The organism is Chitinophagales bacterium (assembly GCA_019694975.1).
GTDB lineage: Bacteria > Bacteroidota > Bacteroidia > Chitinophagales > UBA10324 > JACCZZ01.
The window spans coordinates 293999-317693 of record JAIBAY010000002.1 but is presented as its reverse complement, the minus strand read 5'-3'; the positions used below and the strand labels follow the sequence as shown (position 1 = coordinate 317693).

The 23695-nt window shown below is 44.3% G+C and carries 21 protein-coding genes and 2 tRNA genes; 10 read left to right on the top strand and 13 right to left on the bottom strand.

Annotation, left to right across the window (positions count from 1 at the left end; genetic code table 11):
- Nucleotides 1-12 precede the first annotated feature (12 nt).
- The 6 genes from K1X61_04585 to K1X61_04560 form a co-directional block, all read right to left on the bottom strand.
- Nucleotides 13-318, bottom strand: a complete 306-nt coding sequence (locus K1X61_04585) for an NAD(P) transhydrogenase subunit alpha (GenBank protein MBX7107905.1) — start codon at nucleotides 316-318, stop codon at nucleotides 13-15.
- A 53-nt stretch (nucleotides 319-371) separates the two neighbouring features.
- Nucleotides 372-1508: a Re/Si-specific NAD(P)(+) transhydrogenase subunit alpha gene (locus tag K1X61_04580; protein ID MBX7107904.1), complete on the bottom strand. Its 1137-nt coding sequence runs from the start codon at nucleotides 1506-1508 to the stop codon at nucleotides 372-374.
- A 142-nt stretch (nucleotides 1509-1650) separates the two neighbouring features.
- Nucleotides 1651-2136, bottom strand: coding sequence for a pantetheine-phosphate adenylyltransferase (coaD, locus tag K1X61_04575; GenBank protein ID MBX7107903.1), 486 nt, complete (start codon nucleotides 2134-2136; stop codon nucleotides 1651-1653).
- A 68-nt stretch (nucleotides 2137-2204) separates the two neighbouring features.
- Nucleotides 2205-2768: an RsmD family RNA methyltransferase gene (locus tag K1X61_04570; protein MBX7107902.1), complete on the bottom strand. Its 564-nt coding sequence runs from the start codon at nucleotides 2766-2768 to the stop codon at nucleotides 2205-2207.
- Nucleotides 2769-2771: 3 nt separating this feature from the next.
- Nucleotides 2772-3635: a DUF3822 family protein gene (locus K1X61_04565; GenBank protein ID MBX7107901.1), complete on the bottom strand. Its 864-nt coding sequence runs from the start codon at nucleotides 3633-3635 to the stop codon at nucleotides 2772-2774.
- Nucleotides 3636-3875: 240 nt separating this feature from the next.
- The gene (locus tag K1X61_04560) at nucleotides 3876-4406 is read right to left on the bottom strand and encodes a thioredoxin family protein (GenBank protein MBX7107900.1); all 531 of its coding nucleotides are present in this window, start codon (nucleotides 4404-4406) and stop codon (nucleotides 3876-3878) included.
- Between the two features lie 384 nt (nucleotides 4407-4790).
- Here K1X61_04560 and K1X61_04555 point away from each other — a divergent pair, with 384 nt between their 5' ends.
- Both K1X61_04555 and K1X61_04550 read left to right on the top strand, forming a co-directional pair.
- The gene (locus tag K1X61_04555; GenBank protein MBX7107899.1) at nucleotides 4791-5351 is read left to right on the top strand and encodes a UbiX family flavin prenyltransferase; all 561 of its coding nucleotides are present in this window, start codon (nucleotides 4791-4793) and stop codon (nucleotides 5349-5351) included.
- A gap of 169 nt (nucleotides 5352-5520) precedes the next feature.
- Nucleotides 5521-7128: a T9SS type A sorting domain-containing protein gene (locus tag K1X61_04550; protein ID MBX7107898.1), complete on the top strand. Its 1608-nt coding sequence runs from the start codon at nucleotides 5521-5523 to the stop codon at nucleotides 7126-7128.
- Nucleotides 7129-7193: 65 nt separating this feature from the next.
- Here the strand turns inward: K1X61_04550 and K1X61_04545 are convergent, their stop codons facing one another.
- The gene (locus tag K1X61_04545; GenBank protein MBX7107897.1) at nucleotides 7194-8831 is read right to left on the bottom strand and encodes an acyl-CoA carboxylase subunit beta; all 1638 of its coding nucleotides are present in this window, start codon (nucleotides 8829-8831) and stop codon (nucleotides 7194-7196) included.
- 249 nt (nucleotides 8832-9080) lie between these two features.
- Here K1X61_04545 and K1X61_04540 point away from each other — a divergent pair, with 249 nt between their 5' ends.
- The 4 genes from K1X61_04540 (at nucleotide 9081) to K1X61_04525 (ending at nucleotide 12645) form a co-directional block, all read left to right on the top strand.
- Nucleotides 9081-9788, top strand: a complete 708-nt coding sequence (locus K1X61_04540; GenBank protein MBX7107896.1) for a YebC/PmpR family DNA-binding transcriptional regulator — start codon at nucleotides 9081-9083, stop codon at nucleotides 9786-9788.
- Nucleotides 9789-9864: 76 nt separating this feature from the next.
- Entirely contained in the window at nucleotides 9865-10941 is a 1077-nt protein-coding gene (locus K1X61_04535; protein ID MBX7107895.1) for an aromatic ring-hydroxylating dioxygenase subunit alpha, read from the top strand.
- 190 nt (nucleotides 10942-11131) lie between these two features.
- Entirely contained in the window at nucleotides 11132-11308 is a 177-nt protein-coding gene (locus tag K1X61_04530) for a PspC domain-containing protein (GenBank protein ID MBX7107894.1), read from the top strand.
- Between the two features lie 164 nt (nucleotides 11309-11472).
- Nucleotides 11473-12645 (top strand): lamin tail domain-containing protein, encoded by a 1173-nt coding sequence (locus tag K1X61_04525; protein ID MBX7107893.1) that lies wholly within the window; start codon nucleotides 11473-11475, stop codon nucleotides 12643-12645.
- A 282-nt stretch (nucleotides 12646-12927) separates the two neighbouring features.
- Here the strand turns inward: K1X61_04525 and K1X61_04520 are convergent, their stop codons facing one another.
- The 5 genes from K1X61_04520 to K1X61_04500 form a co-directional block, all read right to left on the bottom strand.
- Entirely contained in the window at nucleotides 12928-14235 is a 1308-nt protein-coding gene (locus tag K1X61_04520) for a hemolysin family protein (protein MBX7107892.1), read from the bottom strand.
- 355 nt (nucleotides 14236-14590) lie between these two features.
- Nucleotides 14591-15394, bottom strand: coding sequence for a hypothetical protein (locus K1X61_04515; protein ID MBX7107891.1), 804 nt, complete (start codon nucleotides 15392-15394; stop codon nucleotides 14591-14593).
- Nucleotides 15395-15398: 4 nt separating this feature from the next.
- Complete coding sequence (locus K1X61_04510) at nucleotides 15399-15947, bottom strand: RNA polymerase sigma factor (protein MBX7107890.1); 549 nt, start codon at nucleotides 15945-15947, stop codon at nucleotides 15399-15401.
- Nucleotides 15948-16257: 310 nt separating this feature from the next.
- Nucleotides 16258-16343, bottom strand: a tRNA-Leu gene (locus K1X61_04505).
- 138 nt (nucleotides 16344-16481) lie between these two features.
- Nucleotides 16482-16554 (bottom strand) — tRNA-Gly (locus tag K1X61_04500).
- Nucleotides 16555-16965: 411 nt separating this feature from the next.
- On the opposite strand from K1X61_04500, the gene K1X61_04495 reads away from it, so the two are divergent.
- The 4 genes from K1X61_04495 to K1X61_04480 all read left to right on the top strand — a co-directional run bounded on the left by K1X61_04495 (nucleotide 16966) and on the right by K1X61_04480 (nucleotide 22140).
- On the top strand, nucleotides 16966-19167 hold the full coding sequence (locus tag K1X61_04495) for a T9SS type A sorting domain-containing protein (GenBank protein MBX7107889.1): 2202 nt from the start codon (nucleotides 16966-16968) through the stop codon (nucleotides 19165-19167).
- A 226-nt stretch (nucleotides 19168-19393) separates the two neighbouring features.
- The gene (locus tag K1X61_04490; GenBank protein ID MBX7107888.1) at nucleotides 19394-20590 is read left to right on the top strand and encodes a pyridoxal phosphate-dependent aminotransferase; all 1197 of its coding nucleotides are present in this window, start codon (nucleotides 19394-19396) and stop codon (nucleotides 20588-20590) included.
- Between the two features lie 128 nt (nucleotides 20591-20718).
- Nucleotides 20719-21129, top strand: coding sequence for a large-conductance mechanosensitive channel protein MscL (gene mscL, locus K1X61_04485; GenBank protein MBX7107887.1), 411 nt, complete (start codon nucleotides 20719-20721; stop codon nucleotides 21127-21129).
- A gap of 39 nt (nucleotides 21130-21168) precedes the next feature.
- Complete coding sequence (locus tag K1X61_04480; protein ID MBX7107886.1) at nucleotides 21169-22140, top strand: DUF3078 domain-containing protein; 972 nt, start codon at nucleotides 21169-21171, stop codon at nucleotides 22138-22140.
- 116 nt (nucleotides 22141-22256) lie between these two features.
- Here K1X61_04480 and K1X61_04475 read toward each other — a convergent pair whose 3' ends face one another.
- Nucleotides 22257-23462, bottom strand: a complete 1206-nt coding sequence (locus tag K1X61_04475; protein ID MBX7107885.1) for an NAD(P)-dependent oxidoreductase — start codon at nucleotides 23460-23462, stop codon at nucleotides 22257-22259.
- Nucleotides 23463-23695 lie beyond the last annotated feature (233 nt).

Below are 23695 nucleotides of genomic sequence, written 5' to 3'. Positions count from 1 at the left end.
TTGGGGGAGCGGTTATTTTTTCTTCTTGAACATCTCGAGCATGCGGTCAGTTACAACAAATCCGCCCACCACATTAAGGGTGCCGAGAATGACAGCAAAGAAGCCAAGGCTCAGGGCAAGGTAATTATCAGGTTCTGCGCTGCCCATTACGATGATTGCGCCAATGATAACCACGCCATGTATTGCATTGGCTCCGGACATAAGCGGAGTATGCAGCACCGTGGGCACATGCGAGATTATTTCAATTCCTAAAAAAACAGAAAGAATGATGATGAATACCATTTCACGGTAGTCGTAAAGAAAATTCAGTAGTTCCATTTGAAGTCAGTTGATTGTTACTTCGTAATCGTTTCGATGAAATTAAAAGATCGTTAAACAGCATTTGCTGATAAAGCCTCACGCACCCTTGTACTAATGATTTCTTTCTGATGTGTAATGCAGGTGCCCTTTACAATGTCGTCGTCAAAATTCAGGGTAACCTGCCCGTCCTTCAAAATCAGTTTCAGGAAGTTCATTACATTTTTGCCAAACATTTTGCTTGCATCGGAAGGCATCGTTACCGGCAGGTTGGAATCGCCTATAATGGTAACACCATTGCTGGTCACTATGGTCGCGTTGTTTTTGGAGAGCTCACAATTACCTCCCGTGGAAGCAGCGAGATCGATTATCACGGCACCCGCTTTCATGGCATCTACTGTAGTCTTCGGAATCAGCACCGGTGCTTTCCTTCCCGGTATCTGCGCAGTACAGATGATGACATCTGATTTGACTGCGGATTCAAATATTTTCTGTTTCTGTTTGTCGAGAAATTCTTTCGTTTGTTCCACCGCATAGCCACCGGCGCTGGACGATTCAGTGGCGCCTTCCACTTCAATAAACTTCGCGCCGAGGCTTTTCACTTCTTCCTTTACCGCGCTGCGGGTATCAAATGCCTCTACTACGGCACCCAGCCGCCTGGAAGTGGCAATGGCTTGCAAGCCTGCCACACCTGCCCCAAGCACCAGCAATTTGGCCGGAGTAATACTTCCGGCTGCTGTCATAAACATTGGGAAAAACTTGGGAAGATGCATCGCCGCTGTGAGCACCGCTTTATATCCGGCAACCGTAGCTTGTGACGAAAGTATGTCCATGGATTGAGCACGCGAAGTACGGGGAACCATATCCATGCTGAAGGAAGTGATATTTTTTTCCAGCAGTTGCATGACCAGTTCTTTGTTGAATAAAGGCTGAAATACAGCCAGCAACATGGCACCCGGCTTTATGCTGTTCAATTCATCATCGGCAGGGCGGTTGATTGACAGGATGAGATCTGCTTTGGAAAGAACATCGCTGCGGCTCACCGTTTTTGCACCGGCTGCAACGTAATCAGCGTCTGCTGCAAAAGCTGAATTGCCTGCGCCGGTCTCGACACACACTTCAAAATTAATTTTAACCAATTGGCCCGCAATCTCGGGAAGGATAACAACACGTTTGTCTTCTGTAGGTTCTTTCAGGATTCCTATAATCATGGCAGTCTTGGAATTAGAGGCCTTAAAACAAGATAAAGACCTTTAGTTTGGCATGCAAAAGTAGCAAATGCAGGTCAAAGAATGAATCAATATCCGGTACATTCCTGCCGTATATCAATATACCATTAACTGAATGCCATGACTAAGGAACGATAGATTGCGTTCGTACCAGGTTTTCAATTTCTTCCGGAATGAAAGGAGAAGGGTCTCCGCCGTTCACAATCACGTCGCGTACAATGGAGGAAGAGACGGAAGCAAGAGATGGGTTGGCAAGAATAAATATGGTTTCAATGTTACGGCTGAGCACCCTGTTGGTTTGTGAAACAGCACGTTCAAATTCAAAATCGCCCGAACTGCGGATACCCCTTAATATAAACCCGGCCTGATTCAATTCACAAAAACTTACGGTGAGTCCGGAATAGCTCCGCACTTCAATTTTCGGTTCAAATTCAAAAATCTTCTGCAGCCAGGCAATTCTTTTTTCAAGAGGGAACAGGTACTTTTTCTGTGAATTGATGCCGATACCGATAATCATTTTATCGAAAAGCGGCAAACCGCGGTTGATAATATCAATATGCCCGATAGTGACCGGATCAAATGACCCGGGAAAGACTGCTGTTTTTTTCATGATTTGATTTTGGCGTGCTGAAAATACTAATTCAATTGATTATTACGCCATACTTCATTCCGTAACATTTATTTTTTTTCACCCGGTCCCTCTGCAGCGAAAGGCGCAAAAATGTGAAAATGCGTTTGTCCATAATTTCTCACCTGTCTCAGTTCGGTGAAGTGATCATACTTGTGCCTTTGATCTGTTTCAAGAATGAACCATCCTCCGGTTTTTAAAATGTTTTTCCCCAGTATGATACCCGGCAGATCATCAATATTAGCCAGCGGGTACGGCGGTCCGGCAAAAATGATATCAAACTTTTCCTTATTAAATTCTAAAAACCTGAATACGTCACTTTTACAGATTTCCATCGCAGTTATCTTCCATTCCGCTTTCATCTTTTTGATAAACTCTATTGCGCCACGGTCCTGTTCTACTGCAACAACACGTGATGCACCTCTTGATGCAAATTCATAGCTGAGGCTGCCTGTTCCGCTAAACAAGTCGAGGAAACTCACAAAAGAGAAATCGAAGTGATTATTCAGGATATTGAACAGGCCGGTTTTCGCAAAATCTGTTGTAGGCCGTGTTGGAAGATTGCCGGGTGGAAAGAATTTCCTGCCTCCTAAGGTTCCGCTGATGACTCTCATGAATCAGAGGAAGAAAAGGTTGAAAAAAAAATGAGGCGGCAAGGGATAGTCCTTATTAAATTTCATCGTATCAACGGACCGTGCAAATTGTACATTGCGGATATATTTTATGAGCAACTGATACATGGCAGATTCACGCATCATTTCGCCCATGATCGTTAATGGCACCAGTTCGGGATCAAGCCGGAGTTGCTTACAGGTAAATAAGAGATGATATAAAAAGTCTTCCGGTGAATAGTAGTTGAAACTGTTACAGTAATGCAATGACTTATTGCTGATAAGCAAAAGCTGGAAGCTGGAGGCCTGCACATATACATACAGGTTCTCTGATTCGGCTGCCTGGTGGATGGACAGGAGATAGTTGATCAGCCCGGAGAGTGCATGCGTCAAGCGCTGACCCGCTTTCCCTGAAAAATGCTGAACAATTTCAGGTGAAAGTGCATATAACAGGTGTATGCTTCCACCTGCAACAATATCGGCATAGACCACACTTTCCTCATCCAGCGTGCAGTTTGCTTTCAGAATTGTTCTTCTTGCATTTTCATGGTCAAAATCTGCAGGAACTAAGGTAAAACTGGTGGAGAATACACCGGTACGTTTTATGGCAACCTCTTTATGCAACCAGGGATCAGATGCAAAAACTTCATCCACTGATTTGTGCCATTCATGCACACTGGAAATCCTGGAAAACTGATACGGCTGCAACAATACTACCTTCTTCGTATGCCTATTTGCCACGAGATAAACCAACTGTGCAGGAGCAATCAATACATTTACTTCGCAATCAGCGTCGGGAATACCGGCCGCTTCAGGCGACTCATATTTAGCGCCGGCAATTACCTTATTGGGCGACAGAAGGTGATTCATGATCGTCAAAAATACGGTTAAAAAGATTTAACAGTAGGGCTATTTTGAGACGCGAATAACAAATTCTTAAGAGCATGAAACATGCATTGCGGCTAACTGATAGTTGAAGATGAACGTTGCATTGCAATCTGCGCTGGCAGGTTGTCCCGATTGTAGCCTGCTTGCTAACTCGCTATAGAAAATAAAAAAACTCAACCGGTTGAGGGTTGAGTTTCATTCTTGCTTAAGGTTAAATGACTGCTATTTGGCTGAGGTGTTTAAGGAACTTAAATAAGTATTCCAGTCAGTGTTCAGGTAATGATTCTCAGCAAAAAACGAAAGTACATTATTCATCATGTCGGACTGCATGTAGCCCGGTACTATGGAGATCACCTGTAATTTTTCATCCAGGAAAGTGGTTGTCGGGTAGCCACCGGATGAACTGAGAAAATTGGCTGCAACGGCATTTATTCTCCTGGCAGGATCATAAGCATAGTCCTTGTTTTGAAAGGTGATGGTCTCTTTGGATTCGGCATTTAACTTAACGGCGTAGAAATTATCGTTCAGGTATTTCACAATGCGCGGATCCTTATAAGTGGTAGCATCCAGTTTCTTGCACCATCCGCACCAATCCGTGTAGATATCAATCAGGATTTTTTTCGGATGACTGGCATTAAGTTTTTCCGCTTCGGTAATCGACATCCATTTAACACCTTCAGACTGTGCCTGAGCTGAAAATTGTGATACGAGTACAATGACCAGGACATAAAATGGCAAGAGGTTCTTTTTCATGCAAGTAAATTTTTCATGGAAACAATGCGAATCAAAAAAGATTCCAGAAATACGGCTTAAAGATAGCAAAGTTTGAAATAGCAACCGCCGGAGATCCTTGATTTTGCAATTTGTAAAAAAGCGATAGTTTAACTGGCAGTTGGTCAGCAGCTATCTCAAAATGGACAATCTATGCGGTCATGCCGCATTTATTTCGGCATCTGTCAATGAATGGAAGAGATCCTGATCCGATCAATCGGTACAGGATGACTCCCGGTATTTTGAGGTAGCTTATAAACAGAATTTCAAACTCCGGCAGACTACATTTGTGTAGTTTTTGTGTTTTTATGCAAACTTCACATTCTTTAATCGACAAAGATGGAACCTGCAATAAATAATCAGACTATGAAAAAGAAAATAGTGATTGCTGTTACAGGTGCCAGCGGAAGCATTTATGCAAAGGTGCTGTTGGACAGATTGATTTTATTGCAGGACCAGGTTGAGAAGACAGGCGTGGTGATGAGTAATAATGCAAAGTTTGTTTGGTCATTCGAACTGGGTGAAACGCCGGTTCCAACAGGGCCGTTTACATTTTACGGCAAACAGGATTTTACTGCGCCTTTCGCAAGCGGATCCGCAGGATTCGATGCCATGATTGTTTGTCCGTGTTCAATGGGTACGATGGGAAGAATAGCAGGCGGGATTTCTGACGATTTAGTTACCCGTGCGGCAGATGTGATGCTGAAGGAAAGAAGGAAACTGATCCTGGTGATTCGTGATACACCCTATAACCTGATTCATCTTTCTAATATGAAGCTCATAACGGAAGCAGGAGGAATCATCTGTCCTGCCACACCGTCTTTTTATTCAAAGCCTGCAAATTTTGAAGAACTGGCGGCAACGGTTGTTGATCGAGCATTACAACTTGCCGGCCTGGCGGTTACTGGATACCAGTGGGGAACATAATCAGCATAAGCTGAGACATAATGCTTGTCAGTATATTTTTTGGTTCAGCATCTCCCGCTGCGTTACCTTTGCAATCTGAACCGGACGAAAAAGCAGCTGCAATTGCCTGTGCCGGTTTCTTTTCCTGGTGGTAACAATGGCAGCCATAATTTAGTTAAAAGCAGGTTTCATGAAGATCGTCAGATATTTAACAGGATTTTTTGCAATTGCCACGGTGAACATTTGCCTTGGGCAGGTACCGCCAATACAGTGGCAGAAGACGTATGGCAACAGCGGCAATGAGGTGTTGCACAGCATCGTTTCTACGGCCGACGGGAACTACCTGGTGATGGGCATAGCGGATGTAAACGGTGGCGATGTATCCTGTAGTCTTAAAGGATTGCATGATGTATGGGTATATAAAATGACACCTTCCGGAAATGTGATCTGGCAGCAGTGTTTTGGCGGGAGCAAGGAAGAGGCGAATCCATACAATAAAATCATTGCCACCAGCGATGGTGGAAGCCTGTTCATCTCTGAATCATGGTCAAAAGATTTTGATGCAACCGGCCATCACAAATACAGTGATGTGCTCACAATCAAGCTGGATGCTTCGGGTAATATTCAATGGAAACATTCATTCGGCGGAAAAAAATATGATGTGCCGAGGGCACTGCTTGAACTGCCGGGAAAACGTTACGTGATTGTATCCCGCAGTACATCTTCCGACGGAGATGTGCCGGACAACATCGATCCGTTGAAGTTTGATGCCTGGGTGTTTATCCTTGACAAGAACGGAAATATCATTTCCAACCATGTCTATGGCGGAACCGGCGATGATGATCTGCACCAGATACTGCAAACCGCTGATGGCAATCTCCTCTTGTTTGGTTTCAGTTCATCACAGGATGGCGACCTTGCCGGATTAAGCACAAATGGCACTGATGGCTGGCTCCTCAAAATTGATACGCTGGGCAATGTGCTCGACAGCAGGGTATATGGCCAGGCAAACAAGGAAGAGATGTATGATGCGCTTAAAACAAATGATGGTGGTTACATGGTTTTTGGTGTAACGGAGAATCCCATCGTTCCGGTGGATAAAGGCAGCTATCATGGCGACGATGACCTTTGGGCTGTAAAACTTGACAATGCTTACAACATGCAGTGGCAGGGTGTATACGGAGGATCAGATCGTGAAACAATGATGCAGGGAGTTATTGCGCCCGGTAACAGCGGATACTATCTGGCAGGCGGCACGTATTCGGATGACGGAGATGTTACAAAGCCTTCCGGCAATGGCAATGATGAATATGTGATTAAGATCTCGCCGGCCGGAACACTACTTTGGTCCTTTACACACGGAGGCACTGCAAAGGATTACGCCAATGGCATCACCCCTACAGGATTGATAGCGGGTGTGGCTTATTCCACTGACGGAGATGTGCAAAACCCAAAAGGCAATGGCGACGGATGGATTTATAAGTTCAAAGATTCGAAAAACGGAATGGCAGCAAGGCCGTCTGAATCTGATGATTTTGCTTTGGATGGTCAGCCGGTGTTTTCTTATCCTAACCCTGCTTCTGATGTACTGAATATTCAATTGCAGTACGAAAGCAATTCACTGACGATAATGTTATCAGATTTAACAGGAAGAACGGTCTACCGTCAGGCCGGCATTGACGCCGTTGATAAATTAACGTATGATATTCCCGTTTCCGGTTTGCCGGCAGGGATATACATGCTTAGGGTAAGCGGTGACATTTTACTGTATACAGAAAAAATTATGGTGATGCATTGAAGGATGGAAGTGCAATAGAAAAAATTATGCAGCTACCGGTAAGCAACCATCCTAAATCTTTCCACTTACGTTTGAATTACACCAACATTGAATGGCCGCGTAACCGGTGCGTGATTAGCCGCTTCTATAGTCATTGAGATTACTTTGCGGGTTTCAAGCGGATCAATGATGGCATCAATCCAAAGTCGGGCAGCAGCATAATAGGGAGATGTTTGGCGGTCGTACCGTTGTTTTATTTCATCCAGCAATTTTGATTCTGCTTCAGGCGTGATGACTTCTCCTTTGGCTTTCAGCGAAGCCACCTGTATCTGTAACAATACATTGGCAGCCTGTGCTCCACCCATTACTGCAATCTTGGAAGTAGGCCAGCCAACAATGATGCGCGGATCATAAGCTTTACCGCACATGGCATAATTTCCTGCCCCATAGCTGTTTCCTATAATGATTGTAATCTTTGGCACAACGCTGTTGGCAACGGCATTCACCATTTTTGCTCCGTCTTTTATGATCCCGCCATGTTCGGATTTTGATCCCACCATAAAACCGGTAACGTCCTGCAGAAATACCAGGGGTATTTTTTTCTGGTTACAATTCATGATAAATCGTGTGGCTTTATCTGCTGAATCAGAATAGATAACACCACCGAATTGCATTTCACCTTTCTTGTTTTTCACCACCTTACGCTGATTAGCCACAATACCAACAGCCCAGCCATCGACTCGTGCATAACAACATACAATGGATTTCCCGTAGCCTGCTTTGTACTCATCGTATGTTGAATCATCAACCAGCCTTTCAATGATCTCATGCATATCATACTGCTTACTGCTGTCGGTAGGGAGCAACCCATACAATTCTTTTTCATTCATGCCGGGTGGCGCAGCAGCAATCCGGTTGAAGCCCGCTTTTTCATAGTCACCTGTTTTATTCATGATACTCCTGATGCGGTCGAGGCATTCCTGATCGTTCTTACATTTATAATCGGTGACGCCGGATATTTCTGCATGCGTTGTTGCGCCGCCTAATGTTTCCTGATCTACATCTTCACCGATAGCCGCCTTCACCAGAAAAGGGCCTGCCAGGAAGATGGAACCTGTCTTATCCACGATCATTGCTTCGTCGCTCATGATCGGCAGGTAAGCGCCACCCGCTACACAGCTGCCCATGACAGCGGCAATCTGTGTGATACCCATTGAACTCATCTGCGCATTGTTGCGGAATATCCTTCCGAAGTGTTCCTTATCAGGAAAGATCTCATCCTGCATAGGCAAGAAGACTCCTGCGCTATCCACGAGATAGATGACGGGAAGCCGGTTTTCCATGGCAATTTCCTGAGCACGCAGGTTTTTCTTGGCAGTAACAGGAAACCAGGCACCGGCTTTCACGGTAGCATCATTGGCAACAACCAGGCATTGTTTGCCGGACACATAACCCATGACCACAATTACACCGCCGGCCGGACAGCCTCCTTGTTCTTCATACATTTCATAACCGGCGAATGCGCCAATTTCCAGCACAGGCCTTTCCTTATCCAGCAGGTAGTTGATCCGTTCACGGGCAGTCAGCTTTCCTTTCTCATGCTGCTTTTCAATATTTTTTTTTCCGCCGCCTGATTTTATTTTTTCAAGTCTGGAACGCACCTCACTTAATAGCAACAGGTTCTGGTCTTCGTTTTTGTTGAATTGTAAATCCGCTTTATCCATAATTGACAAAAATAGGAAAGGAATTCCCGTTGTGGAACAATAGGTTGCTTTCTGCAAAATCAGCATGATTCTTTTCTTCTTTGAGCATGGAAGTTTGCTGGCCGGTATTTCCAGGAACTTCTGTCCGTTTTTTTGTTTAAACAGGCTTTAGTCATTTCACAGAATGGTATTTGACGATAGCACATAAGCGCTGAAAAAACATTTAATCTCGCTACTTTTGCACCTGTTACCATATTAAAAAACTGATTCATGGGAAGAATATTTGAAACGCGCAAGCATAAGATCTATGCGCGTATGGACAAGATGGCCAAGGCATTTACCAAGGTTGGTAAAGAAGTGGCAATTGCTGTTAAAGAAGGTGGCCCGGATCCGAACAACAATCCCCGTTTAAGGGCGGCTATTCAGAATGCAAAAGGCGTTAATATGCCCAAAGACAGGGTGGATGCGGCTATCAAGCGTGCTGTATCAAAAGATGCCAGTAACTATGAAGAAGTAACATATGAAGGGTACGGTCCGCATGGCGTGGCATTAATTGTGGATTGTGCAACCGATAATACCACACGAACAGTGGCTAATGTAAGAATGCATTTTTCTAAAGGCAACGGAAACCTGGGAACAAGCAATTCAGTACAATTCCTTTTCGAGCGTAAAGGAGTATTTAAGATTGCCAGGGAAGGCGTCAACCTGGAAGAACTCGAGCTTGACCTGATTGACTTTGGAGCGGAAGATATTGATGCAGATGAGCATGAGATATACATCTACACGCGATTTGCTGATTTTGGCTCGATGCAAAAGGGGCTGGAATCAAAAAATATTGTTCCGGTCAGCAGTGAGAAGCAATGGATTCCGCTTAACACGAAAGAGGTTACAGTGGCGGAAGCCGAAGATGTGGCAAAGCTGATCGGCATGCTGGAAGATGATGATGATGTTTTGGCCGTATATCATACCATGGCATAAGATACAGTAATATTCAGCCCACAGTAAGGATTTCAGGTCAATCTGGCTGACAGCTGGATTTCAAAACAAAAAATTTATGCTCCACATTGACGATGACATCACGCGGGCATCTACCTTACCTGCTTCATTTTATACCGACAGGGAATATTTTGAATTATGCAGGGAGAAAATATTTGCCAGGAGCTGGCAACTGGCCGGTAACCTGGAAGATGTAAAAACTCCGGGTCAGACTTATCCTTTCATTCTTTTGCCCGGTTGCCTCGATGAACCGCTGTTACTGACCCGTGATACGGATGATCAGTTGCATTGCATGTCGAATGTATGCACACACCGCGGGAACCTAATCTGCGAGCATGGTGGTATCGAAAAAAATCTCCGTTGCCGTTATCATGGGCGAAGATTCGGACTTGATGGAAAATTCACCGGCATGCCGGAATTTGACGACGTAAAGAATTTTCCTTCTGAAAAAGATGATTTGCCGCGTGTGGCATTTGAATCATGGGGCGGGCACCTGTTTGTATCGCTCTTTCCGGCTTTTTCCTTTCAGGATGCTTTTAGTGAAATGATACAGCGGATACCATGGCTCAACCCAACCGACTATCGCTTCAGCGCTCATCATTCAAAAGATTACCTGGTGAATGCCAATTGGGCTTTGTATTGCGAGAATTACCTCGAAGGATTTCATATTCCATTTGTGCATGCCTCGCTTAACCAGGTGCTTGACTATGGAGCTTATGCGTATGAAATTTATGCTTACTCCAATCTGCAACTGGGTTATGCCAGGCCGGGTGAGGAGACATTCAGGATTCCGGCAGGTTCACCGGATCATGGAAAACATATTGCCGCTTATTATTACTGGATTTTCCCCAATATGATGTTCAACTTTTATCCATGGGGACTGTCAGTAAATATCGTCAAACCGCTGGCACCAGCTCAAACAAAAGTTTCATTCCTGACCTATATTGCTGACCAGGAGAAATTTGAGCGAGGCGTGGCAGCGATGACGGACCGTGTGGAAAGAGAAGATGAAGCGATTGTGGAAAATGTTCAGCGCGGGGTTCGTTCAAGGTTGTATCACAGCGGCCGATATTCACCAACAAAAGAAAGAGGCACCCATCATTTCCATCAGCTCATCGCCAAGTTTTTGCAGTAGCATAATTTTCAAGAGCATTATTTTATCCGCAAAGGTTGGAAGCGCTGTGCTGCGAAGCTTATCGTCACGCTTTTTATGGCCTGCACGACTTCCTCAAGTACCTGCTTTTATAGGATGAATTCACATGACTGAAATGATTATGGAAGCCAATCCTTTTCTATATTTGTAACCACACTAAAATAAATTGAACATGCAAAAGAGATTGATAAAAGGGGAGAAAAAACTGTTTGGGGTTTGCAGCGGTATCGGAAACTACTTTGATATTGATCCAACCATTGTACGTGTACTGTTTGTTTTTGGATTTCTCGCATTTGGCTCCGGTCTTTTGCTGTACCTGATCCTGGCGATTGCCATGCCCGATAAATAATTTATTGCCGATTTTTTCCTGCGCCTGATTCTCCAGCCTGCTCCGGCTGCTGACTATACCGGTTACTGCTGTTTGTAATGTGAAACAGCAGAACATAAAGCATTTTGTTGTGTACCTTCAATGCCGGTCTTTTTTAACAATTTTAAGCCATCAAAAAAACCACCATGCAACACTTCTCCAAATTTTTCATCCTGTTGAATTTATTAAGTGCCATTGCTGTGGCGCAGCCTTGTTCCGACCTGTTTATCTCTGAATATGTAGAAGGCAGTTCATTTAACAAAGCCATCGAGATCTATAATCCCACCACGGCTGCAGTGCAGATGGACGGCTATCAGCTGCTGTTGTTTTCCAACGGCGGCGATTCCGCATCTTTCAAATTAAAGTTGCATGGTAGCCTGGCGAGTCATGATGTGTATGTGATTGTCCACCCGCAGGCTGATGCGACACTCTTGCTGCCATTGGCCGACACGACCAATATTGTTTGTAACTGGAATGGGAACGATGCCATTTTGCTGGTCAACAATAATGCAGGAGATACGATTGACGGTATTGGTGTGGTGGGTGAGGATCCGGGATCAGAATGGCTGGTATCCGGCGGTTCCACAAAAGACCATACGCTGGTGCGTACTGTGGAGACGCAGGAAGGCACGCTTGATTGGAGTACAGGCAGTCAGCAGTGGTATGCCTATGCACAGAATGATTTTTCGCAGCTCGGCAGTCATGATGTAAATACTTGTCCTGCGGCCAATCCGCAAATATCCATATCGGCAGACAGCACTTCCATTCCGGAAAATGCGGGAACATTTTTCGTGAAGGTCAATATTCTTAACCCAAATACTAATGCCACATCCTGCCAGGTTAAGGTGACTGGCGGCTCTGCTACGCAGGGCACTGATTATACGTTCACGGAACAGACTGTAACATTCCCTGCAAACAACGGAGATCCTGTATTGGTATCGGTACCGGTCACCAATGATGGAATTTCTGAACCGGATGAATCTATAACATTTACATTGCAGAATCCGACAAACGGCGCCACTTTCAGCGCATCATCACTGACGATGACTATAATTGATGACGATGGTTTGGGAATAAATGCTGCGAACCAGTATACATTGAAGGCCTATCCGAATCCGGCTGGAAATGTGCTGCACATAGCATCACCTTACGCATCAGGTGAAATAACCTTGCAGAATCTTTTAGGAGAAAATGTGTTGTTGCAGACTTTTAGCAGCAGGCAAACCAACCTGGATGTAGAGCAACTTCCTGCTGGAATTTATTTATTAAAAATCAGCAATGGTACTTCTGTTTTGCTGCAGCAAGTGGTGAAAAATTAGCAGCTATCTCAAAACAGGCAATCAATGCGGCCAAGCCGAATTTATTTCGACATCTGTCAATGAATTGAAGAGATCCTGATCCCGATTAATCGTGACAGGATGACTCAAGGTATTTTGAGATAGCTGCCGGATGATAATTGTTGGGAGGTGCGAACGCTCTTCAAGGGTTATACGCAGTCAGTTATATTCCGGAATAGACAGATCAGCATCAGTTGTGTTCGCAGCATATTTGTTTGATGAAAAACGGCACGTCGTTAACAACACTTTTTGAGAAGGAGGATTTTACTCCTGCCCGGCTGTTACTTCTCCTGTTTTTTTCACGAGCACCTTATCCACTCTTTTTCCATCCATATCCATCACTTCAAAACAATAATTCCGGAAGTTAAAACTGTCAGTTTCTTTCGGAATCTTGCCGAGGTGATGCATCATAAATCCTCCCAGGGTATTGTAGTTGCCGGTTTCTTCTTCAGAGAGTTCCGGCAGCTGTAGTAATTCACTCCAGTCATGTGTCTGCATCATACCATCAATCAGCCATGAGCCGTCGGCTCGTTTCACCGCTTCTTCCTGCACCTGCTGATTCGTTACACGGATATTGCCGAAAATGGATTCCACGACGTCGTGCAGTGTTACAATGCCTTCGAGTGATCCGTATTCATTGAGCACCAGGCTGACATGGTTACCCGTATTCCGGAAATTCTCCAGCAGTTCCAATGCAGGCATTGATTCCGGAACATACAGTGGTTGCTTGATAAGATCAGCCAGGTTCCACGGCTGATGCTTACTGATCTGAATCAGGATATCCTTGATCGTAGCAATACCAACGATGTTGTCGAGGTTTTTTTTGCAGACCGGGAAATTACTATGCACGCTTTGTTCAATCAGCTTATGTATATCTTCCAGCGTAGCGTCGCTGTCTATCCACACGATGTCGTTACGATGCGTCATAAGGGTGCTTGCATTTCTGTCTGCTGTGCGGAAAATACTTCGCATCATGTCAGATTCCTGCTGCTCAAGTATTCCGTATTGCCGTCCTTGTTCTATCAGGTGTTTCAACTCATCTTCCGTTACAGGAGGTTCATTTGTTTTCTTGTTGAGCCTGATGGTACGCAGTATAAACTTGGTGGAAATGCTTAACAGCCAGATAAACGGTGAAGCCACGTAATACAATAACTGCATCAATGGAGCCAGCGCCATGGCTATTGGTTCCGGCCTTGTCATGCCAATTGTTTTTGGAACAAGTTCTCCTAAAACAAGAGTAAGAAAGGTGGTGGTAACAATGGTAACCACAAACCCAAGCACATTAGCGTACTCACCAAGCCATGCAAGTTGTGAGAAGTCAGAGGAAAGACGGTCAGCTACTTCAGTACCACCATAAGCTCCGGCTATAATACTAACCGCAGTCATGCCGATCTGAACGGTAGGAAGGAAACGGTGAGGATCTTTTGCGAGGTTGTAAGCCATTTTCGCACGCCAGTTGCCGTGCCTGGCCAGCTTTTCAAGCCGTATTTTACGGGAAGAGATTAACGCCACTTCTGCCATGGCAAATAATCCGTTGAAGATGGTTAAAAACAGTATGATAAGGTATTCCATGGGAATGATACGCAGTGTTGAGTGCGAAGTACGAATTTTTTACGGAGGAAAGTGGATTAAACAATGAATTTTGAATGCCGGAAACAAGTGATCAGCCGACCGTGCAAAGACGATTTGGAAGACACATCTGGATCATTAGTATAAACAGATTAATATCTCAGAAGCTGGATTTGGCATTGTATAGCAATACAAAGTGATTCGGGGTTTCCAACTGTGTATAGAATAAATATGACCTTACTGAATTTATCACTGTGCCAGGCTAACCTGAAACTCAATTTAATTTCAGCCTTGATCTGTAAGCTGACAGTCCCATTTATGCCAATCGCCTGGAAAACTCACACATCAACAAACTTCATCAATCATCAATCACTTTAGATAGTGTACAGCTGCTTCCGCCAACACTGAGTGATATCAGTGACTTGTCATTTAGTGAATGATGGGTGATGCCGGAATACAGTTCATTGAAACGTATTACCGTTTCAGGGCTGAGTGCTTCACCATTCACCTCAAAGGAGGTAAGTGAAAAGGTAAAATGAAGATTCACGGAATCTTTAATGATATTTTCGCTGATCAGCGCTTTCAGAAAAGCCCTGATCCATTCGTCTTCGCCATCGAAAGTGCAGTAATTGGAGGTATAAGTGCGGATGCGCTTCGGTGTGGTGTCGGAATCCTGCCGCACACTGGTTGCTTTATTTTCCGACGGCTGACCGGAAGGCTTGGCGGCAGTCTCCTTAGTTGCAGCTGACGGATGCAACATAGAAGCCGCTTTTTTTACATCTGCGAGGATAACCGGTTTGTATTCCGGAACGATGACGGAGTCTTTTTTACGAGGAGCGTTTTTGATAACAACGGGGGCAGTTTCAATTTTAGGATGCGGTTGAACATCGGGCTGATAATGCGTGGTGGCAGCAGGCGAAGAAGTCAACGGTTTTGGTTTGGGTGACGGTTGAACGATAAGCAGGAGGGCAGCAATCAGTCCGGAAATGAGTGCCGCAGCAATCATAATGTTGGTATACTTTAACCAATTATGCAGGTTCAATCCGTTGCTGGTATTTCCTGCCGGTTGTTGCTTTACAAATTGCCGGATTTGTTCAAAATCCATCTCAAGCGGTGCTTGCCTGACAGCAGTGAAGGTTTTATCAATTTCGGTTTTATGCATGCGTTTACAGGCAAATGGTGAAAAGCATTTTTGTTGCAGCAGCTGATGGTAAGGCCGGCCTTTCATCATTGAGCAATTCTTTCAGCTTTTGACGGGCACGGCTCAGCCTCGTTTTAATGGCGCCCTCACTGCTACCTTGTATTTCACTGATTTCGCGGATGCTGAATCCATTGACTTCAAATAGTATGACAGCTTCTTTTTCTTTTAGTGACAATTGATTCAATGCTTTGTAGAGATAGTGAACATCCATCGCCACTTCAGGGCTGCCGAACTTGCTCTCCAGTCTTAAAGCCGTTTTTTCGTCATAGGCTGCTTTGAATTTCTGACGCCGCAGCAGGTTTCTGACCATGTTATTGGCGATGCCAATCATGTAAGGCAGTAATTTATCCTTGTCCTTTATCCGGTCATAGTGCTGCAGCGTGGCCAGGATGGTATCCTGTACCAGGTCTTCAGTTTCCATCAGCCCATAGGCATTACTGCTGCAATAACGGGTGAATCGTTCGTGCAGCGGTTGATAACGGGTTAAAAAATCCTGTTGGTTTTCAGCAGTCATCCGGGCCGGAAAGAGTAGCGTTGTTAAGTAGAAACATGATCAGGTAAAAGGTTACAACGTTTTCTAAATAATCTTATTTAAGTCAGATTCGCCGTTGATGGTTTATTGATCATAAGTAGTGAATCACCGGTATTGCTGCATGTATTCGTTTGTTTACGCCGGCGCTCACAACAGAGATGCTGCTGTAAAATACAGGTTTCAACTAAGCTGCTTGTATGCTTGCTTCCCGGAAAACATAAACGCATTACGTCTCATGATGATGAGACTGTTCAAGAATTAATTTTGGTTTTTGGATAATTTGAAGGAGGAGTGCCCCAGGCGGGAATCGAACCCGCACCGCCGTTGCGGGCGACAGGATTTTAAGTCCTGCGTGTCTACCAGTTCCACCACCAGGGCAAAGAGAAAATCAAGCGGTTATTAGTGATTGAAATCAGTGGATATCTATTGAAACAATGAACAAAATGCGAAAGATGCAATACCGTCTATTGAACCTGATTCAATAACTATTTTCTATATGCTGTTACACTTTCAATGAGCGGGAGACGAGACTCGAACTCGCGACCCCAACCTTGGCAAGGTTGTGCTCTACCAACTGAGCTACTCCCGCTTATAAAAAGAACCTTAATTCAACGGTTACGAACTACAATTGAACCTTCGTGCTGCCAGTTCAATGGCCGAACGGAGCGCAAATATAAACAAATCAATAAGGTAAAAACAAATAGTGAATCCGGCTTTTTAAAATGATGGCTTGGATCTTGGCAGAATTCAAATATGAAAATTCATTTTTCGGTCGTTTTTTCTACTGTCAGATAATCAACAGCAGAATAATCCAGAAGCTATTGGCAGGACCGCTGTAAAGCAGAAAACCAGCTGCCGCCACAGGCAGCTCGTGACAACAAGGCAATACCAGGTTTTTAGGATGTCCGGTGAATAATACGAAATGGAACCAGGTTAGCCCTAATTGAAAGACCGTAAGCGCCTGCCTTTTCGTGTTTGTTTTTTCGGGTAAATTGCAGTCATGAAATTTTTGTCTGACCGATTCAGCATTATTTTACTGGCAGCCGTCTTGCTTCATGGTAACTGGCAGCTGGTGCAGGCGCAATGTACTGGCCTGGTATGCAATGGAGGCAATTGCCTGACGGGTGATGACTGGTACCTCGTGCGCGACAGTAATGTGATCAGTGAAGATTTTGTAAGTGTTTTCCCGGGACCAGCATTTGAGAATGCGGCCGCTACGAACCTGTTCATTATTAAAGATATTCCGATGGCCGTATACGGACCGGATAAAATGTATGATGCGGCATCAGACAAGACATTTTTTATTGATCTCTACTTCCCCAAAAATTTTTATACGGGATCGAAGAAGTATCCTGTCATAGTTTATATGAATGGCGGAGGTTTTCTGAACACCAACAAAGAGAAACTATCTGAGCTGGCAACGAGGTTTGCTGCCAAAGGTTTTGTGGTGGCCACATTTAATTACAGGACCGGAAGATTGAATGACAGCACCAATATCTGCGGCGGAGATGCGAGTGCTAACCAGGCGCTTTTCAGGGCTATTCAGGATTGCAGGGTTGCGATGCGCACCGTAAAGGCAATCGGTTCAAAATTTACCAATTTGAACGGTGATTACCATTACGATCTGAACGGAGCGGCTAAGTTTCTCTATCTGCCATTTATTGATGTAAACAGGATGATTATCGGTGGTGAAAGTGCCGGAGCAGTAACTGCATTAACAACTGTGTATTATGATGCCTGCGATATTGATGAATCGATAAACAATGAAAATGCATTGAGTCCATTGTCTTTCTCTTGCGGAACCAGCAGCACTTATACCTGTGGCGGCATGACAGCAGGATATGATTTTATATTCGATGAACAGGAAAGCAGCGGTGCTGCCTGTAAGGTTGATTTCTTTTTTCCTGCTTCGAACAGCAACTACCTTGCAGCACCGGTGGATAAAATAAAAGCGGTTATTAATGTGAAAGGCGGTGTGCCCGAGCATTATCTTCAACACTGCACGGTACCTGTTTGCCCTGAGAATGATGAAGGGTGTTTTGGATGTGCGGAAGAACCGTTTAACCTGAATGCAAAGTATGTGGCAAACAGTAAGGCCGACAAAATACCGATGATTGCTTTTCATGGAATCATTGATGCAACGGTTCCGTATTATCACCGTTATCAGTCAACCTATGAAGGCAGCACCGAGTTGATTAATTATTCAGATCTCGACAACCAGGGATGCAGGCCATTTACCTGCACCGGCAATAATCCTTTTCCGTCGAAGGGCTTCTTATTTGGTTCCAGGAAAATTTATCAGCGACTACAAAACAAAGGGGTATGTGCCGCGCTGTTCGGCGAAGCAGGCGCTGACCATACTTTCGACGGTGATGGATTGACCAGGTCATTTATTGCAACGCAAACAACATTGTTCATTAAGAGTCTTGCTTTTTGCGGCGACAATTGCCAGGCTGTATTTGATGAGGATATCAACTGGTCTGCTGACGCGGCATCGATTAACCTGAGCACCTGCATGGGGAAAATAATTGATGTTCAGGTTACCATTGCCAACCTCAATCCTGTGGGTGGCGCTGCAATCACGAGTTTCCAGGTGCAGCCATTCATCTTCAAAGAGGGAGATCCGGGAAATAACCTCATCAATTTCAAGAAAATGAACAAACAGGGGCCTTACGCAATATCCGGTGATAATTATATCTACTTCAATTTTGAAAATGAGTTAGGAAATAACTTCATCGGTGCCGGAAGTGCAAAAACGATAACATTGAAAGATCTGATTACATCGGAAGCTATCAATGCTTCGGCCGGTAACAGCTACACCATTGGCCTTCGCCTGCGTTATCCTGACGGTTCTTTTTTTCATAGTTATACCAACTGTTCCACCAATGTGCCCAATGAGTTGCCGGTGATTGAAAAAAGTGGATTTACAGATTGTTTAAAACTGAATGGTTCAGAAACAACCGGCAATAAGTCATTGGTTATTTATCCAAATCCTTCAGCAGGGGAGTTTATTATCTCATTTTCCGATGCACCTGTAAGTATTTGGGTTTCGGACTTACAGGGATCTGAAATTGAATCCTGGATAAATCCTGAAGATGCAACGCTGAACCTCGGAAGCAACTACCCGAATGGTTTATATTTACTCTACGCTACCTTTTCCGATGGTACAATACTGGTTAAGAAATTAGTCAAGTCAGCGTAAGGACAGACAGCAAAGATTGCATGAAGATCTATTCCATATAGTGCTGGGTTAATTTCGTGTGGAAGATGTTTCAGGCATGCACCGGTAACAGTTTCGGACTGCTGTGTTTATTAATTTTTTGCAGTCTAAATGCCGTTCAGTTGATCAGGATATCAGTATCTTCATCTTATACATTGCTCAGCTCTCAGGTTCTTTTTACTTTTATGGCAAATCGGATTATCACGTTATGCCATACATTTCACAGAAAGGCCGTATCATGCCTGCATCACCTATCCGCAAACTTGTTCCCTATGCGGAAAAGGCCAAGCAACAGGGCCGGAAGGTTTATCATCTGAATATAGGACAACCGGATATAGAAACACCGCCACAGGTTTTTGAAGCGATGAAGAATATCAATTTCAGGGTATTGGAATACAGTCATTCCGCTGGCATTGAAGGTTACCGTCGAAAACTTGCTGATTATTATCGTCGGTATGATATACATATCGGGCTGGCCGACTTGCTCATTACAACCGGTGGTTCTGAAGCGATCACCTTTGGCATGATGTCGACTTTGGATGAAGGAGATGAGATCATTATTCCTGAACCATTTTATGCCAACTATAATGGATTTGCCATTGCTTCCGGCATCGTGATCCGTCCGATCACATCCACCATTGAAAATGGCTTCGCTTTACCGCCGATATCGGCATTTGAGAAGCTCATTACACCGAAGACCAAGGCCATCATGATCTGCAACCCTAATAATCCGACGGGTTATCTATATTCCAAAGAAGAACTGGAACAATTGAAAGAGATCGTGCTGGAGCATGACCTTTTTTTATTTGTGGATGAAGTGTACCGCGATTTCTGTTATGATGGCAAGAAGCATTTTTCAGTCCTGAATATTCCCGGCCTGGAAGAAAATGTGGTGGTGATTGATTCCGTTTCCAAGCGATTCAGCATGTGTGGGGCAAGAGTAGGCAATTTGATATCGAGGAACAGGAAAGTAACGGAAACGGTGTTAAAATTTGCGCAGGCAAGATTGAGTCCGCCTACCTTTGGTCAAATTGCTGCTGAGGCAGCACTTGAAGTCAGCCCTGATTATTTTGCCAATGTTAAGTCGGAATATATCAGCCGTAGAAACCTTATGGTGGAAAAGATGAATGCTATTCCGGGTGTTTTATGCCCGAATCCCGGAGGCGCCTTTTATACTATTGCAAGGTTGCCAATTGACGACAGCGACAAATTTTGCCAGTGGCTGCTTGAGTCATTTGAATACAATAATGAAACTGTAATGCTTGCTCCAGCTACCGGATTTTACGCTACCAAAGGTTTAGGGAATGATGAGGTTAGGATAGCTTATGTGTTGAATAACAATGAGATGCAAAAAGCATTTGAATGCCTGAAGAAGGCACTGGAAGTTTATCCGGGCAGGAAGTAAAGCGGATTTCATAACTATTGACTGATGCAACAATACATGCTGGCTTCATGCAACAAGGGTAATCTGCATAATCCAATTATTTTTGCGGCAGTTAACGATCTTACCTTTAATCTTAAAAAAATCAAACAATGGGAATGCTAAAAGAGTACAAAGAATTCATCAGTAAAGGCAATGTCATTGATCTTGCAGTGGGTGTCGTTATAGGCGGCGCGTTTGGTAAGATTGTGTCCTCACTGGTAAACGACATCGTTATGCCGCCAATCGGGTATTTGCTAAAAGGCATCAATTTCAAAGACCTGAAGCTGGTGCTCACCAAAGCAGGAACGGATGCGGCAGGTGTCGCAATACCTGAAGTGGCTATCACCTATGGAAACTTCATTCAGACCGCTATTGAATTCTTAATTATTGCCTGGGTTATTTTCCTTGTAGTGCGAACCATCAATAAAATGAAGAAAGCAGAAGAAGTTGCGCCTGCACCGGCTGAACCATCCTCACAGGAGAAACTGCTGATGGAAATCCGCGACTCGCTTAAAAAATAATAGCTTTTGTTCACATTGTAATCAACTATAATTCAGATAATGAAAAAGACACTTCTTTTTTTGATTGCCTTTGTATGCCTTGGTATTACGCTAAAGGCACAGGATTCCCTTGTTGCCGCAAAAGATACTGCGTGGCGGGTTGGCGGAAATGCATCCTTGCAGTTCAGCCAGGTAGCGCTCAGCAGCTGGGCTGCCGGTGGTGAAAATTCCATGTCACTTACGGCCATAGTCAGCGGGTTTGCCAGTTACCTCGAAGGAAAGAACTATTGGAACAGCTATGGATTATTTACCTATGGTGCGTACCAGGGCCAGTACGATACAAAGATCCGGAAGAATGTAGACCTGATTGATATTGGTACCAAGGCAGGTCATGAGTTAGGAAATAAATTTTATCTGAGCGGATTGCTGAATTTCAAGAGTCAGTTTGCCAATGGATACAATTATCCTGACCTGACGAATGTTGTTTCAAAATTTATGGCGCCCGGTTACCTGCTGGCTTCAGTAGGTATTGACTGGCGGCCGGTGCCTTATTTCTCACTCTATTTATCTCCGGCCACCGGAAAGTTCATCTTTGTTACGGATCAACAGATCGCTGATCTCGGTACCTATGGGAATACAGCGGCGGTGTACGATACAGCAGGTAACATCATCACGCAGGGCGAGACCTTAAGGAGTGAATTCGGCGCATTAATGGTGGCCACATTCACAAAGGATCTTGCCAAAAATGTTAACCTTTTTACGAAAGTTACGCTCTTTGATAATTATACTGATAAGATTAAAGCCAATCGTGATAATATTGATGTGAACTGGGACCTGCTGTTCAACTTCAAGATTAATTCATGGCTTACGGCCAATATTTACGGATCGCTGATTTATGATAATGATATCATTATCACCGATCTCGATAAGGAAACAGGTTTGCCAACAGGAACGAGTGGACCAAGAACGCAGATAAAAGAAGGCCTGGGAATTGGATTAAGCTATCATTTTGGTGATGAAATGAGGAAATAAGATTGTTGATTGTCTCCGGGGAGGGAGCAGAACGGCGGTGTTTTCATCGCCGTTTTTTTTTGGAGAGGCTGAAATTGAATGCAGGTTATTAAAGATAATTACCTGACAGGTGCGCTTCAACCGGCAACATAATCTTGCAGGTATTCAAAACGATTTGTCAGACGTCCGTTTTTCGCGATGGTGGCGCGGCTGATGATTTCGCTGTTCTCAAGCAGCAGCTCTTCCACCACATATTCAATCAGCTTATCGCCGAACTCCGTTGATGCTTCGCGCGGGAGTTCATTGGGAAGGTTGCTGACGGCCATCACATCAATAACATGCGACTGGTAGGGTTTTTCCTCCTGTTCTGTAACCGGATTGTAGCCGAAAACAGGTTCTTCGATCGTGGTATCGCGAATAGTAGCCGGCACCGAACCATTCACATCACAGGTGATATCGGCTATCACCCTGATCCTGAAATCGCGGCTGCGCATATCTTCCCTGGTAAAGAATACGGGTGCTTTGGGGTTCCAGAAAATGGCATTCATAAAAATATCGGTCACCCTGGTGAAAGGAAGAAAATCTGAATTGTAATTTTCAGGATGCTGGTGGAATTCGTTCCGGTTGAAGGGCTTGCCGTTTTTGCTTTCATATAGCTGCGCCGTGTTTAGTACAATATATACCGGTTCATCGTAATTCCTGGTAAGATAATTCTGAATACTCACCATCCTGAGGTTGAGTTTTTCCAGCAGTTCATACACACCTTTCGCAACGCGGCCCGTGCCGGTGACCGCAATCTTTACCGGTGGCAGTTTTATATCCGCATAAGCTGACAACAATTCTTTATAGCTATGACATGCATAGGCAGGTTTGAGATGGAAAAGTCCGTAACGTTTTCCATAGGTGACAAAGGCATTATGTGCGCCGACTACGCCTGCGAAATGACCGAAGCCAAGAATCCGTTCTCCATTCTCCCAAACAAGGCATTCGTAGTCTATGAGCCGAATATTATTTTTCAGAATGCTTTTGAGCAAATCGCGATTGTGCGGTTGCATTTTTATGGTGTGCGAAAAAAAAAGGTAATTCTTTCCGGGAATTAATTTTTCTTTCGGTACTTCTTTTATCCCCATAAGCAGGTCGGCACCGGAAATGTCTTCCTGGACCATTATCTCCTCCCGCCTGTACTCTTCATCTTTATAGCACCGGTTTTCACAGGGCTGAACGAATATTTCCAATCCCGGATATTTATTCATGAGCCATTGGCACTGTACCGGACTGAAAGCAACACGTGTGTCCACCGGAATTTTTTCTTCGCGTATAAGGGCAATTTTTAGCTTGTTCATAATGCTGTGGCAGGGCAAAAGTAGTGGTTTAGGGGAAAGGTTGGCGGTGGCCGGAGGGGGATATGATGATTTGCGGATGAATTGATGTACGGATGAGGCGATGAACCGATGTGGAGATGGGGTGACGGGATTTTTATAGGAAAATATTTTTTGTAACCTTTTGCGAAATTTGCGTTGAAGTAGCTGTGAAAGTATCAATAACGTCAAATCAGGAGATCAGCAGAATTTATACA